At 61.7% G+C, this 12,744-nt stretch carries 10 protein-coding genes; 2 read left to right on the top strand and 8 right to left on the bottom strand.

The window, feature by feature from the left end; translation table 11 throughout:
- The coding region (locus VJ604_RS08860; protein WP_324081678.1) for a sensor histidine kinase at positions 1-751 on the top strand (751 nt) is incomplete at its 5' end.
- A gap of 196 nt (positions 752-947) precedes the next feature.
- Positions 948-1,904, top strand: coding sequence for a ferredoxin-like domain-containing protein (locus tag VJ604_RS08855; RefSeq protein ID WP_324081676.1), 957 nt, complete (start codon positions 948-950; stop codon positions 1,902-1,904).
- Positions 1,905-2,027: 123 nt separating this feature from the next.
- On the opposite strand, the gene VJ604_RS08850 is transcribed toward VJ604_RS08855, so the two are convergent.
- The 8 genes from VJ604_RS08850 to VJ604_RS08815 form a co-directional block, all read right to left on the bottom strand.
- Positions 2,028-3,413, bottom strand: coding sequence for a NarK family nitrate/nitrite MFS transporter (locus tag VJ604_RS08850; protein WP_324081674.1), 1,386 nt, complete (start codon positions 3,411-3,413; stop codon positions 2,028-2,030).
- 56 nt (positions 3,414-3,469) lie between these two features.
- Positions 3,470-4,141 carry a respiratory nitrate reductase subunit gamma gene (gene narI / locus VJ604_RS08845; RefSeq protein ID WP_324081672.1) on the bottom strand — a complete coding sequence of 224 codons (672 nt, stop codon included), beginning with the start codon at positions 4,139-4,141 and terminating at the stop codon, positions 3,470-3,472.
- Positions 4,138-4,677, bottom strand: coding sequence for a nitrate reductase molybdenum cofactor assembly chaperone (gene narJ / locus VJ604_RS08840; protein WP_324081670.1), 540 nt, complete (start codon positions 4,675-4,677; stop codon positions 4,138-4,140). Before narJ ends, narI begins: the two co-directional genes overlap by 4 nt.
- Before the next feature lie 21 nt (positions 4,678-4,698).
- Positions 4,699-6,150 carry a nitrate reductase subunit beta gene (gene narH, locus VJ604_RS08835; RefSeq protein ID WP_324081668.1) on the bottom strand — a complete coding sequence of 484 codons (1,452 nt, stop codon included), beginning with the start codon at positions 6,148-6,150 and terminating at the stop codon, positions 4,699-4,701.
- 75 nt (positions 6,151-6,225) lie between these two features.
- Positions 6,226-9,897: a nitrate reductase subunit alpha gene (locus tag VJ604_RS08830; protein WP_324081666.1), complete on the bottom strand. Its 3,672-nt coding sequence runs from the start codon at positions 9,895-9,897 to the stop codon at positions 6,226-6,228.
- A gap of 102 nt (positions 9,898-9,999) precedes the next feature.
- Positions 10,000-10,743, bottom strand: a complete 744-nt coding sequence (locus VJ604_RS08825; protein ID WP_324081664.1) for a c-type cytochrome — start codon at positions 10,741-10,743, stop codon at positions 10,000-10,002.
- Positions 10,744-11,104: 361 nt separating this feature from the next.
- On the bottom strand, positions 11,105-11,836 hold the full coding sequence (ric, locus tag VJ604_RS08820; protein WP_324081662.1) for an iron-sulfur cluster repair di-iron protein: 732 nt from the start codon (positions 11,834-11,836) through the stop codon (positions 11,105-11,107).
- Between the two features lie 353 nt (positions 11,837-12,189).
- Positions 12,190-12,597: a bacteriohemerythrin gene (locus tag VJ604_RS08815; RefSeq protein ID WP_324081660.1), complete on the bottom strand. Its 408-nt coding sequence runs from the start codon at positions 12,595-12,597 to the stop codon at positions 12,190-12,192.
- Positions 12,598-12,744 lie beyond the last annotated feature (147 nt).

The raw sequence follows: 12,744 nt of genomic DNA, 5'->3' as shown, positions 1-12,744 counted from the left end.
CTTCCGGGACATGTCGGAGAAGAGGCTGCAGGAGATGCGGCTGATCCAGGCCGAGAAGATGTCCAGCATCGGCGTGCTGGCAACCGGCATCGCCCACGAGATCAACAACCCGCTCGCCTCGGTGGCCGGCTGCGCCGAAGCGCTGCAGCGGCGTTTCCGGGACGCTCCCGAGCTCAAGGAAGACGAGCGGCTGGATGTCTTTCCGCGCTACCTGGAGGTGATCACCCGCGAGTCGTACCGCTGCAAGGGGATCATCGACAGCCTGCTCAGTTTCGGGAGGAAGTCCGAGGGGTTGAGCGTCAACGTCGATGTCAACTCTATCGTGCTGGAGATCGCCGAACTGATCGGCCACCAGTCCAAGTACCGCCGGGTCAGGCTGGTCACCACCCTCAAGGAGTCCCTTCCCTGCGTGGAAGGGGATCCGTCCGCCCTGCGGCAGGTCTGCATGAACCTGCTGATGAACGCTCATCAGGCTATCGGGGGCGAAGGGGCGGTCGAGGTGGTCACCTCCGGGCCGGAGCGGGGGATGATCTCCATTGCTATCCGCGACACCGGTTGCGGAATCCCCAAGGATCATATCGACCGCATCTGGGACCCCTTCTTCACCACCAAGGAAGCAGGCAACGGCACGGGCCTGGGGCTCGCGCTGACCTACAGCATCGTCAAGCGGCACTCTGGGGAGATCCGGGTGGAGAGCTCCCCCGGGCAAGGTACCCTCTTCACCGTGCTGCTCCCCGTTTCCCGCAGGTAGCCCGCGTTTTCCCCCCCCTTTCTGGCCTTCCAACTTTTTCGACTTTTACAATTCGTCACACCTGTCTGACCTGTCTGACGAAGGGGCTTTTTTGACTTGGGTCAAGGGAGGTTCCTTGAAGATGCCTATAATGGTCGCCGGGCTGCCTGTGCTCGCTGTCCATCCACAGGTCCCCAATTCACTTAAAGGAACCGACATGAGCGATCAGAAGAAAAAGGGAGTGGACCTCGAGAACCTGAAAACCGGCGGCTTCATCAAGGAACGGGGCAAGGACCTGTTCACGGTCCGGCTGCGCGTGCCGGGAGGAAAGCTGGAGGTTTCCCGCATGAAGCATATCGCCGAGACGGCCGAGAAGCATGGCGTCGAGTCGGTCCACCTCTCCGTGCGCCAATCACTGGAGCTTACTCACGTCAACTACCGCAAATTCGACGGACTGGTCGCTGACCTGGAAGCGGGGGGGCAGAAGGTCGCCTCCTGCGGCGCGCGCGTCCGCGTGCCGACCGCCTGCGGAGGCTGCGCCTACAACCCCAACGGCCTGATGGACACCCAGGCTTCGGCCCAGGAGGTGGACAGCAGGCTGTTCGGAACTGCCACCGGTCACCACAAGCTCAAGGTTAGCTTTTCCGGCTGCCCCATCGACTGCTTCAAGTCCTACCTGAACGATGTCGGCTTCCAGGGCGTGGTGGACCCCTCCCTGGAGCTGGAGTCATGCATAAGCTGCGGGCTGTGCGCCAAGAGCTGTCACTCCGGGGCGATCGAGATGGGGGATGACAACAAGCCGGTCTTCCATGCCGAGAACTGCATCTACTGCGGCGACTGCATTAAGGCCTGCCCCACCGAGGCGTGGACGGCCGGCAGAAGCGGCTACCTGGTCAGGATAGGTGGAAAAGGGGGCCATAACCCCATGCTGGGCACCATGTTCGCCCTCTTCTTGCCTGCGGAGCGGGTGGTGGAGTTCATCGAGCAGGTGCTTGTCTGGTACCAGGAGAAGGGGACCGGGCTGGGCAGGACAAGGGTGGGGACCTTGATCGAGAAGGAAGGTGCGGATTCGCTGCTGGAGCATCTGCGCGGAGCATTCCCGGAGTACGTTCCGCACAGCACCCTGCCGCCGCAGATCATCAACACCCAGGTGGGGAAGTTCGCAAGCAGGTAGTCTCACCCCATCCCTCCCCTTGAAGGCGAGGAGTCCCAAGGCTAAGCCCACACTTAGAGATGTCGCTTCATCGATCGTTCCCTCCCCTTCAAGGGGAGGGGCGGAGTGAGGATGGGGGCGCTCTCAACACGGCATGGGAGCGTTCTTTCTTGAGTAGAAGTACCAGGTGAGGACGATGCAGGTCAGGTAGAAGACGAGGAATCCGTAGAGGGCGGCATCGGGGCTACCTGTGTGGGCCATCGAACTGCCGAAGGCTTTCGGTATAAAGAAGGCGCCATAGGCTGCGAAGGCGGAACTGAAACCGAGGACGGCTGCGGCCTCCTTGGACGATTCCGCCAGCGCGCGCATCCGGGCGCCTTCTCCTTTTTGGAAGGTCCTGCGCTGCCACTCAGTCAGGAAGATCACGGGGATCATACGGAAGGTGGAGCCGTTGCCGATGCCGGTGGCAATGAACACCACGATGAACAGCGCAAGGAAGAGGTGGAAATCCCCCGGGCGTCCCGGATGCGGCAGGGCCCTTTCCACCGCGACGGTAGCCACCCCCATCACGATAAAGTTCCAGAAGGTGACTCTCGCACCTCCCAGCTTGTCGGCCATCCACCCGCCGAGGGGGCGGATGACGGCTCCCAGCAGCGGCCCCAGAAAGGCGTACCTCGTCGGGTCCTCCAGCGGGAACTGCGACTTGATCAGCAGCGGCAGTCCGGCTGAGTAGCCGATGAAGGAGCCGAAGGTGCCCAGGTAGAGCCAGCACATGATCCAGTTGTGCTTGCGCCTGAAGATCACGGCCTGTTCCGCAAAGGATGCCTTGACGTTGGCGATGTCGTTCATGCCGAACCAGGCGGCGACGGTGGCCGCCAGGATGAAGGGGACCCAGACAAAGCCGGCGTTCTGCATCCAGACCGAGGTGGTCGCCCCACGGATCACGCAGATCTGCGGTTCCCCACAAAGCCTGCTGAACATGCCGGCGGTGATCACCAGGGGAACCAGGAACTGCATGGCACTCACCCCCAGGTTTCCCAGTCCGGCGTTCAGCCCGAGCGCCGCCCCTTTGTGCGCTTTGGGATAGAAGAAGCTGATGTTGGACATGCTCGATGCGAAGTTGCCGCCGCCCAGCCCGCAGAGCAGCGCGAGCAGGAGCATGACCCCATAGCTCGTGTGCGGGTTCCTCACCGCGAAGCCGATGCCGACCGCTGGTATCAGCAGCGAGGCGGTGGTGAAGGTGGTCCATTTGCGGCCGCCGAAGATGGGGACCATGAAGGCGTAGAAGATGCGCAAAGTGGCGCCGGAGAGGCCGGGAAGGGCGGCCAGCCAGAAAAGCTTCTCGGCGTCGAACCCGAAGCCGATGGTTTCCAGGTTCACCACCACCACGCTCCAGACCATCCAGATGGCAAAGGAGAGGAACAGACAGGGAATCGAGATCCAGAGGTTGCGCGAGGCGATGGCCTTCCCCTGGCTGCTCCAGAAGGCTTCATCCTCGGGATTCCACTGTTTGAGCTCTCGGGATGACATCCCAGTCACCTCTTTTTCGCCAACCTATTACCTTCAGTTTTAGTCCTGCGGAGTGATCACTTCGACCGCCAGCGGTACACGATGGGTGGATCCTTCAGGTAGTCGACCGGCACGAAGAGCAGGTGCACGAGCTTGGTGAAGGGGACGACTGCGAAGATCAGGAAGCCAACGAGGGCGTGCAACTTGAAAACCGGCGGCAGATCGGCCACGAAACCGATCTGGGGGTTGAAAAGCCAGATGGAGCGGAAATAGGGGGCGGCGGTGTGCAGGTACCACTGAGAGCCCCAGCGCAAAAACCAGGCGATGAAGACCCCGGTGCCGGTCTGCACCAGCAAGAGGACAAGGATCAGCCAGTCCGTGCCGTAGCTGACTTTCCTGAGCTTCGGCGTATTGACCCGGCGCAGCAACAGCAGGAAGATGCCCACCAGGGCAAGCAGCCCGAGCCCGAGCCCGAGACTTTCCAGGATCAGCAGCGTCTCCTGGTTTCCCAGAAAACGCTGCATCCATCCTGGAAAGAGGAAGCAGATGAGGTGCGCGAGCAGGATGGGGATGATCCCGTAGTGCCACGGGTTGGAGCCCCAATAGAGTAGCTTCCGCTCCAGGAGTTCCGTGGAGAACGCCGACCAGTTCAGCCGGTTGGACCGGTAGCGGTACGGCGTTACGAAAATCAGCAGGGCCAGCGCCAGGTAGGGAAGGGCGATGAAGATGAAGGAGTCGATGGTGATCATGTCGTGGTCTCCCGGCAGTCGGTTCTCAGCAGAAGCTCGGTGGTCTTGATCACCGGCAGCCACGGCCATTCGCTGCCGCCTCCCGATCCCGCGAGCTTCGCCACTCCCGGCAGCACCGTCTCGGCGATGAACTGGCGGCGCTCATCCTCTTCGCCGATCCTGCTGAGGTGGGCCAGGAAATTCAGCAGCACCGAGAGGTGGTCGGGTAGTTCCTTCGTTTCGGGTGTGTAACCGAAGCGGTCATAGGTTTGTTTCACCTTCACCATGTAGGCACCTTTGCCCTGCGTATTGCCGTAGAGGTGATGCGCCAGGTAGGGTGCCTTTGCCGGGTTGAAGTCGAACTGCGCCACGTATTCCTCTTGCAGTTCCCCCATGGTGAGCTCGGTCAACATGGCGGTGAAGGGGAGCGCGGGGCAATCAAGCCCGCACTCCTCCAGGTAGCAGGCGATCCGCCACAGGCTTTGCAGCATGGTGTCCGAGCTCTCCGGGTATTCCAGCAGTCGCGCCAGGGCCTCGTAGGTTTCCGCTATGCTCATCTCCTCCTCCTTTATCTCTTTTTACCGGTTCTTACGTGTCTTGGTCAGAATGCCGAAGCCGGCGCCTTTTCTCCGGCTCTCCGACTCCTGATCCTCGCGTTGCTGCGGAGGGATCACGTTCCGCTCGTTGTAGCCGGCCAGCGCGAACAAGCGGTAGAGGCGAAGCGCCCCTTCCCGGTCCAGGCCCGCCGCCGCCAGTATGCCTGGGTCGATAGGCCTTCCCAGGTTCTCGCCACGCATGAACACCCGCAGGGTGAACATCTTCTTCATGACACTCTCCACGATCTGCCGGTTCCCCCCCGCCAGCAGGCGCGCGTGATAGTCGACCGGCACCCGCAGGGTCTCCGGCTCCGGGATCATGCCGTGTTCCAGCAGCTTGTGGCTTTCCCCATAGACGGAGAGGACCGGCGAGAGCGAGGGGATGTAGTAGGTCATCGGCATGGTTCGAAACTCCGGGTGCAGCGGCAGCGCCACCTCGAACTCCTTCACCAGGGTGTAGATCGGCGAACGCGCCGCGGCCGCCAGCCACTCTTCAGAAATCCCGTTGGCTGCCGCCGCCTCCCGCACCCTCGGGTCGCGGGCGTCGAGGATCAGCGCCCGGGTCGCCTGCACCAGTTCCGCGTCCTCCTTCAGAAGGGCGGCTTCCACCCCCTCCGCGTCGTAGAGGAGCACCCCTACATAGCGGATCCGGCCGACGCAGCTTTGCGCGCAGGCGTTCACCTGGCCGGTCTCCACACGGGGGTAGCAGAAGATGCACTTCTCGGCCTTGCCGCTTTGCCAGTTGAAGTAGACCTTCTTGTACGGGCAGGAGCTGACACAGAAGCGCCAGCCGCGGCAGATGTTCTGGTCCACCAGCACCACGCCGTCCTCGGCCCGCTTGTACAGCGCACGGGAGGGGCAGGAGGCCATGCAGGCGGGATTAAGGCAGTGGTTGCAGATGCGCGGCAGGTACTGCATGAAGAGGGTGTCGTACTCCTCCACCAGCTTCGCCTGCTGGAGGTTCAGGTCGCGCGCGGCATAAAGCCGGGAGCCGCCGAGGTCGTCGTCCCAGTTCGCGCTCCCCTTGATCTGCTCGATCGGCTGTCCCGTGATCCGCGAATAGGCCTCGGCCACCGGCTGATCGTCAGCGCTCTTCGCTTCCATCAGGTTCGCGTAATCGAAGTCGAACGGCTCGTAGTAATCCTCGATGGCGGGCAGGTTGGGCTGGAAGAACATGTTGAGAAGCGAGGTGGTCTTCCGCATCGACTTCAGGCTGATCTTCTGGCCGTCGATCACCCACCCTCCCTTGTAGCGCTGCTGGTCCTCCCACGCCCGCGGGTAGCCGAGCCCCGGCTTGGTCTCCACGTTGTTCCACCACATGTATTCGGTCCCTTCCCGGTCCGACCAGATGTTCTTGCAGGAGATCGAGCAGGTGTGGCAGCCGATGCACTTGTCGAGATGGAACGCCATCACTATCTGGGCTCTTACGTCCATAAACACCTCGAAGGCTGTTCTATGTTCTACGTTCTATGTTCCCGGTAAGATCGTGAGCAGCACCAATTTCCCCTGTCAGGTCCCCTCCGTGAGCTTCCTCACCACCACGTAAGTGTCGCGGTTGACGCCGGTTGGGCCCCAGTAGTTGAAGTAGTAGCTGAACTGGGCATACCCCCCGACCATCAGGGTGGGCTTGAGCCGGATCCTGGTCAGGCTGTTGTGGACGCCGCCCCGCTTGCCGGTTTTCCTCGACTTCTTGATGGCGATGGTCCGCTCCGGGGCGTGGTACATGATGCAGCCCCCCCTGGGAATCCTGGAGGAGACGATGGCCTGGCTGGTGACCACCCCGTTGGTGTTGTAGATCTCGATCGCATCGTTGTCCTCGATCCCCGCGCCCTCGGCATCCTTGTCGTTGATCCAGAGCGGATTGATGCCGCCGCGGGCCAGGGTGAGCATTCTGAGGTTGTCGCGGTAGGTGGTGTGGATGCACCACTTGCCATGCGGGGTGAGAAAGTTGAGGACCAGTCCCCCTTCGCCGGTTACCTCGTCCAGGACGGCGGGGTCGAGCCTCCCCTTGAAGGTCGGCAGGCTTTCGCCGAACTCGCCGTAGTACGGGTGGTCGAGGTAGATCGACTGGCGCCCAGAGAGCGTCCGCCAGGGGACCCCGTACTCTACGTTGAGGGTGAAAGGGGCGTAGGGGCGGCCGTTGTTGACCAGGCCGCTCCAAATGGGGGAGCTGGTCACCCTGCGCGGCTTCTGGGTGATGTCCTCCCACATCATCCGGTAGTCGCGGGCGTTCTGGGCGATGGTCTCCAGCGGCTTGCCGACCCGTGTCCCCAGGTTCTGGTAGGCCCGGTGCGCCAACTCGCCGTTGGTCTCGGGGGCCAGGGAGAGGATCACGTCCGCCACCACCCGCTCGTCGGAGAGGTCGACGTGGCGCTCCTCCCCGATGAGGCGGCTGGGGAGCTTGGCGCGCAGGCTTTCGTGGACGTCGTCGGCGTCATAGCTGACACCATGGGCGGAGAGATGGCCGATCTTCGGGCCCAGGGAGAGGAAGCGCCGGTAGATGCCGGGGTAATCTCGCTCCACGATGGCCAACTCCGGCATGGTCCTCCCCGGCACCGGCTCACACTCGCCCAGCTTCCAGTCGCACACCTTCGGTTGGGCGATTTCGCCGGGGGTGTCGTGTGCGAGCGCGAGCGCCACCACGTCCTTGACGGGGGAGGGTAGGTGCTTTTCGGAGAGCTCACTCACCCTTTTGGCGATGGCGGAGAAGATCTTCCAGTCGGTCCTCGACTCCCATACCGGCGGCACCGCCGCATCCATCACCGTCACGAAGGAGTGCATGTCGGTGCTGTTCAGGTCGCTCTTCTCGTACCAGGTGGCGGTGGGGAGCACGATATCCGAGTACATGGCCGAGGTGTCCATGCGGAAATTAAGATCCACCACCAGGTCGACCTTGCCCCGGGGCGCCTCCTTCTCCCAGCGGACCTCGTTCACCTTGCCCGCCGCGGCTTCGGGTGCGGTGACGCTCGAGTTGGTGGCTCCCAGCACATGCTTCAAGAAGTATTCGTGCCCCCTGCCGCTGGCGGCGATGGCGTTGCCGCGCCAGATGTACCAGACCCTCGGGAAATTGGCGGGAGCATCGGGGTCGTCGCAGGCGAAACGGGTCGTCCCCTCCTTCAGGCGCTTCACCAGCCACCCCTTGATCTCCTCGTCGCTTTGGCAGCCGTCCCGGTGGGCCTGCTCCATCAGCCGCAAGGTGGAATCGTCGAAATGGGGGGCGAACGGCAACCATCCCATCCTCACCGCCTTCGCGTGCAGGTCGGCGATGTGGGCGGGCACCTCGTGGAAGCCGCCCGGCTCGTTGTACTCCGTGTAGTTCCGGTCGTAGCGCCACTGATCGGAATGCATGTACCAGAAGCTGGGCGCGCACTGCAGGCGGGCGGGCTTCATCCAGTCATAGGCCATGGCGATGGCGGTCCAGGAGGCGAGCGGTTGCACCTTCTCCTGACCCACGTAATGGGCGAGGCCGCCGCCGTTTCTTCCCACGCTGCCGGTGAGGATGAGCGCGGTGATGGCGGCGCGGTAGAGAAGATCGTTGTGGTACCAGTGGTTGACGCCGGCGCCGATGATGATGAGGTTGCGCCCGTTGCTCTGCTCGCCGTTGATCCCCCATTCCCGGGCCATGTCGATCAGCGTCCTGCCGTCGATGCCGGTGTGCTTTTCCTGCCAGCGGGGGGTGAAGGGCATCTCGGAGTCGTAGTCCCTGGGATAGTCGCCGGCCAGCCCGCGCGAGACGCCGAACTGGCCCAGCAGGAGGTCAAAGACGGTGGTTACCATCACATCTCCGGCCGTGGTGGTGACGCGGTGGACCGGAACCTCGCGGATGGCGTCCGGCTCCCCTGAGAAGGTGAAGCGGACCTTGCGGGTCTCGCCTCCCAGAAAGCTCAGCGCGCAGTCGATCTCTCCGCCGTCGACGATGTCGTTCATATCGAGGTTCCAGTTGCCGGGCTTTTCGCTCCAGCGCGAGCCGATGCTGCCTTTGGGGATCCGGACCGCTCCGGTCTTGTCCGCGACGCACAACGTCCAGTTGGCGTTCTCAATTCCCTGCGCCCGCTCGATCTCGGAGGCGCGCAGGAACTCTCCCTGCAGCCAGATCCCCTCACCCTGGCCCTCTCCGAGGGTACTGGCTCCGAAGGTGCCTGTCCCCTTTGCCGAACCAGCAGCATCACCCTTTTCCACGCCGGAACCATCTGGCGACAATTTAACGAGGAAAGGGAGATCGCTGTACTTCTTCACGTAATCCATGAAGAAGGGGACCTGGCGGTTGACGTAGAACTCCTTGAGGAGCACGTGGTTGAGCGCCAACCAGAAGGCGCCGTCCTGCCCCTGGCGCACCGGGAGCCAGGCGTCGGCGAACTTGCTGGCGATGGAGTAATCGGGCGACATGACGGCCACCTTGGCCCCGCGGTGACGAGCTTCGGCCAGGTAATGGGCGTCCGGAGAGCGGGTCATGGGGACATTGGAGCCGCAGACCACGATGTAGGAGGCGTTGTACCAGTCGGCGGATTCATGGACGTCGGTCTGCTCCCCCCACACCTGGGGAGAGGCCGGCGGGAGGTCGCAGTACCAGTCGTAGAAACTTAAGGCGACGCCACCCAAGAGCGAGAGGAAACGTGAGCCGGCAGCGTAGCTGATCATGGACATTGCGGGGATGGGCGAGAAGCCGATGACGCGGTCCGGGCCGTACCGCTTGATGGTGGAGATGGTGGAGGCGGCGATTATCTCGATCACCGTTTCCCAACTCGCCCGGCGAAAGCCACCCATGCCGCGCTGCTCGGTATAGCTTGCCCGTGACTGCGGGTTCTCCACGATGCTCTGCCACGCCTCGACCGGATCGGCGAAACTCTGCTTGGCCTCCAGCCAGCGGTCCAGCAGGGCGCCCCGGACGTACGGGTATTTGACCCGCAAGGGGCTGTAGATGTACCAGGAGTAGCTGATCCCGCGCGCGCAGCCACGAGGTTCCTGGTTGGGGATGCTGCTGTCGAACTGCGGGTAGTCATTGGCCTGCAGTTCCCAGGCAATGATGCCGTCCTTGACATGGACCATCCAGCTGCAACTGCCGGTGCAGTTCACGCCGTGCGTGCTGCGGACGACCTTGTCGTATTGCCAGCGGTTGCGGTAGAACTCCTCCCAGTTGCAGCTACCAGGGCATCGCTCGTCCTTGAAGCGGTCTGACGACATTATCCGATCCTCCTGTTGTGAGCCGGACAGAATCAGGAATTATGGGGCGTACAGCTTTCTGAAATGGTCTAGCAGTTGAAGCGCCGGCTTAAGCCGGCTGGATCAGCCGATCTTCCGCTTGTAGATGAGGGCAGCGATTACGAAGGCGATGAAACAGCCCACGCCGGTGAGGGGGTAGGGATTGCATTCCTTGTGGTTGCGGGCGGAGGCGTCTTGGAAGAAGGCCAGCAGAGCAGTAGTCTCCGGCTCGGTGAGCGGACGGTCGGCGTAAATGTGTCGCATTACCGGGAACCCGAGGCTCTTCAGGACTCCGCGCATGCCGCTCTCACCCATACCTGAGTAGACGGTGGTCAGGTCGCCGGCGAGGGCGCCGCCGTAGACGTCGGGATAGCGGACCTTATGGCAGGAGACGCAGGGCGCGCCGCCGTTGGCGAAGGCGGTCTTGCCGGTGAAGAGGGCGCGGCCTGCTGCGATTGATTGAGGGGTGACAGGCACGGGCGCCTGGGGAGCGGCAGTGGTGGGAGCTGCAGTGGCAGGGGCGGCGGGAGCTGCGCCCTGGCCCGCGGTGGAATCCCCGCCTTGCAGGAAGGTCACCAGCTTCTTCGCGTCCTCAGGGCTTACCCCCAGCTTCGGCATCTCCATGCCGAACTGCTTGACCAGCTCAAGCTGGGCCGGGTCTTTCTCCGCGGTCAGCTTGTCCGGCTCCGTGATGATCCGGACCAGCCAGTCAGCCGAGCGCCGTGAGCCGACCCCTTTGAGGTCGGGGCCCACGCCGTTGCCGCCGCCGATCGCGTGGCAACTGGAGCACTGCTTCTGGAAAAGCTCCTTGCCTTCTTCTGCTTGCACGTTCGAGGTTATCAGAGGGAGTATGAGGAGGGAGATCGAGCAACCGAGCACTGCGAATGGATTGGCCATGCAAGACCCCCATCGAGGTGATTCGAAGCCGGATAAGGAATGCGTAACAGATAGAGTATAGTGCGAAAGAATCAGGAGGGAAGGGGGATTGAAATAAAATAAGGAGGGGTGGCTCAGGTAGGATCTCTCCCCTTATAGAGGAGAGATCCACTGGCAGGGCTCAAGCGTTACTTCAATCTTTATCGTCAATTCCCCGGCATCTGAAAGGGCAGAGCGATACTGCGGCGGTAATGGTCCATAAGATGGCTACGGTGAACACTATCACGGTCATGACATTTCTCCTTTGTCAGGTCTAGAGCTTGGCGGCCTTAGGGAAGAGGATGTTGTTTTCCAGGTGGACATGCTTGTGCAGGTCGTCCTCGAACTCCTTCAGCTTCATGTAGGTGACCATGAAGGTGTTGCAGACGTCCCCGGGAACGGCGTAGTTGTTGGAAAGATCACGTATGGCGTGGACCGCCGCCCCGATCTCGTCGTGCTCGTGGTTGAGGCCGGACAAGGTCATTCGCAGCGACTGCACATCCGTTTCTTTCGGTGTGGTCCCGGCCTTCGCCAGTTCCACCATCCTCTTGATGGCGGGGAACAGTTGTTCTTCCTCCTCCCGCAGGTGCAACTCCATGTCGGCCGCCACCTTCTCGAAGATCTCCGCGATCTTGACCACCTCCGGATGGTTCGCTCCGTGCACCTGTGCGATCTTGTTGGCATAGGCGGCGATGGTGCGGGTGTTCTCCTTGAGATAGGTGTGATGGGTGTTCACGATGTAATCGGCGAGAAAGGGAAGCTCCCAGGCGTTGTAGTTCTGGCTGCGATCCATCGGCGTCGCCGCTGCCTGCTCGATCTCCCGCCTGACCTGCACCGGGTCGATCCCCATTTCGTTGCAGATATCGTCAACAGCAACGTTGCCGCCGCAGCAGAAATCGATGCCGTATTTTTCGAAAATCCCGGCTGCCCGGAAATCTTTGGCCACCAGATCGCCGACCGTCACTTTTCCCGTTTTTTCAACCGATTCCTGTGCTGTCTCTTTCATAGCGTGATCTCCCTGGCAACCGGACTGGACGTGGTTGCCTTGACCGAAGCATCCTGAAATCGACCCCAGCAAGAGCTACCTGCCAGAGCCTTTACCTGCCCCCATGGTAGCACCATGCGCCGAAATAGTTATGATCCAGGTCAAAAAAGCGGGAATGCCTGCGAGGTGAGAGGCAAATGGTGAGGTGAGTAACCAGGGAGCGGCGAACGGGAACAGTGCTGGACTGAGAGGTCCGACAATCCCCTCTCCCGGAGGGGGAGGGTTAGGGAGGGGGGCTGCTGTCTCGACGTGCTGGGAACCTTTCGGTTTTTAGAGGAACAAAGAATGGAGGCCGGCAGGGTGGGCGTTTCTAATCAGGCTCCGGCGCAGGAGGCGACATAATTGGCGATGGCGCGGTCCATGGTCGAAATGTGATCGACCAGCCATCCGGATACGAAGTCGGTCATCGTGGAGATCACGGTGGGCGAGGGACCCTCGTTCTTCAAGACTTCCTTCAGTCTGGCCACTTCGGAGGTGAATTCCTGGTGGCGTTGCCGATGCATTTCGATGCCTGGATACCTCACTTCTTGCATCAGTTTCTCTTCCTGCCCAAAGTGGGTCACTGCGTACGCCTCAACAAACCAGAACAGGCGGAAAATGGCATCGTTTTCTGCCTCTGCGTCGCAGGCGGCCAGGAAAGCATTGAATTTATCGAAAAGGAGTTTGTGTTGGATGTCTATTTCCAGCACACCGATTGATAACGAGTCTTGCCATTGAACCAACGTAATTCTCCGAAAAGTTTAAGTTAGGCGCTGCTAGCAGGTCACGCCAGGTCGTAATTTACCGTAGTGCGACCTCTTTTATCAACAATTTTAATGGCAACTGCGAGACCGCGCCGTCAACAATGCCACTCTGTTGGGCGTGGAGTG

This window comes from Geomonas sp. (assembly GCF_035254065.1).
Lineage (GTDB): Bacteria > Desulfobacterota > Desulfuromonadia > Geobacterales > Geobacteraceae > Geomonas.
Note: the sequence above shows the minus strand (reverse complement) of the source record. Positions and strands in the feature narration are given on the sequence as shown.

Coding starts and splice junctions, on each gene's coding strand:
- VJ604_RS08855 (WP_324081676.1), top strand. CDS start 948: ATGAGCGATCAGAAGAAAAAGGGAGTGGACCTCGAGAACCTGAAAACC.
- VJ604_RS08850 (WP_324081674.1), bottom strand. CDS start 3,413: ATGTCATCCCGAGAGCTCAAACAGTGGAATCCCGAGGATGAAGCCTTC.
- narI (WP_324081672.1), bottom strand. CDS start 4,141: ATGATCACCATCGACTCCTTCATCTTCATCGCCCTTCCCTACCTGGCG.
- narJ (WP_324081670.1), bottom strand. CDS start 4,677: ATGAGCATAGCGGAAACCTACGAGGCCCTGGCGCGACTGCTGGAATAC.
- narH (WP_324081668.1), bottom strand. CDS start 6,150: ATGGACGTAAGAGCCCAGATAGTGATGGCGTTCCATCTCGACAAGTGC.
- VJ604_RS08830 (WP_324081666.1), bottom strand. CDS start 9,897: ATGTCGTCAGACCGCTTCAAGGACGAGCGATGCCCTGGTAGCTGCAAC.
- ric (WP_324081662.1), bottom strand. CDS start 11,836: ATGAAAGAGACAGCACAGGAATCGGTTGAAAAAACGGGAAAAGTGACG.